Source organism: Mesorhizobium sp. M2A.F.Ca.ET.067.02.1.1 (assembly GCF_004023285.1).
In the GTDB taxonomy this organism is placed as follows: domain Bacteria; phylum Pseudomonadota; class Alphaproteobacteria; order Rhizobiales; family Rhizobiaceae; genus Mesorhizobium.
The window spans coordinates 1-1,035 of the sequence record NZ_RZSB01001208.1 but is presented as its reverse complement, the minus strand read 5'-3'; the positions used below and the strand labels follow the sequence as shown (position 1 = coordinate 1,035).

General features: G+C 66.3%; 1 protein-coding gene and 1 pseudogene. Both read left to right on the top strand.

Going from position 1 to position 1,035, the window contains the following annotated elements:
* On the top strand, window positions 1-681 hold a 681-nt coding region (locus EOA28_RS36790; RefSeq protein WP_148671150.1), incomplete at its 5' end, for an aminomethyltransferase family protein.
* A gap of 54 nt (window positions 682-735) precedes the next feature.
* A pseudogene (locus EOA28_RS36785) lies at window positions 736-1,035 on the top strand (mandelate racemase); the annotation flags it as partial.

Here is a 1,035-nt window from a genome sequence, read left to right as displayed (position 1 = left end):
GTTGTCGGCCCCAAAGCGCGCGAAGTGCTGCAGCCGCTGACCGAGATCGACCTTTCCAACGAAAGCTTCCCCTGGTTCGGCGTCAAGACCGGCAGCGTGGCTCTCGCCAGCGACGTCCGGCTGGTGCGCGTCAACTATGAGGGCGAGCTCGGCTGGGAGCTCTACCACCCCCTGCCCTACCAGAGGCAGTTGCTCGACGCGATCCTGAGAGAGGGCGAAAAGCACGGCATGCGGCTGGTCGGGCTGCATGCGCTGGAGTCGCTCAGGCTCGAGAAATCCTATCGCGCCATGTATCGCGACATGAACCCGGAGCTCAACGCACTGGAGAGCGGGCTGGAGCGCTTCATCCGCCTCGACAAGGGCGATTTCGTCGGACGCGACGCGGTGCTGAAATACAAGGAGCGCAACGACCAGCGTCGCTCGGTAACGCTCAGGATCGACACCGACGGCGCCAGCACCTTTGCCAATGAGGGGCTCTACAGCGACGGCAAGCTGGTCGGGCGCATCACGTCGGGCGGCTATGGCTACGCGGTCGGACATGACGTGGCGCTGGCGCTGCTGCCCGAGCGTTTTGCCAGGCCCGGCACCAAGCTCGACGTCGCGATCCTGGGCGACTGGAAGGTCGTCGAGGTCATTGCGGACTCGCCTTACGATCCGACCTCGGCCAGGGCGCGGATGTAACAGGCGGGGCCTGCAAAGGCCCGTTGCCGACCTGTCCTTCGGAGGGAAGCCCGTATGCGCATCGAGCGGATCAACGTCTATTCGGCCCAATTGCCGGTCAGAGGCGGCGTCTACCGCATGGCCAGCGCCGATGTGGAGGCGCTGGACTCAACGCTGGTCGAGATCGTCACCGATGAGGGGCTCGCAGGCTGGGGCGAGACCTGCCCGATCGGCCCGGTCTACCAGCCGCATCATGCGCTGGGCGCCCGCGCCGCGATCGCCGAGATCGCGCCTGGACTGATCGGCGCGGAGATCGCCTCGATCCGGCTGCTTGCGAAGCGGATGGACGAGCGGCTGAACGGCCACGGCTATGCC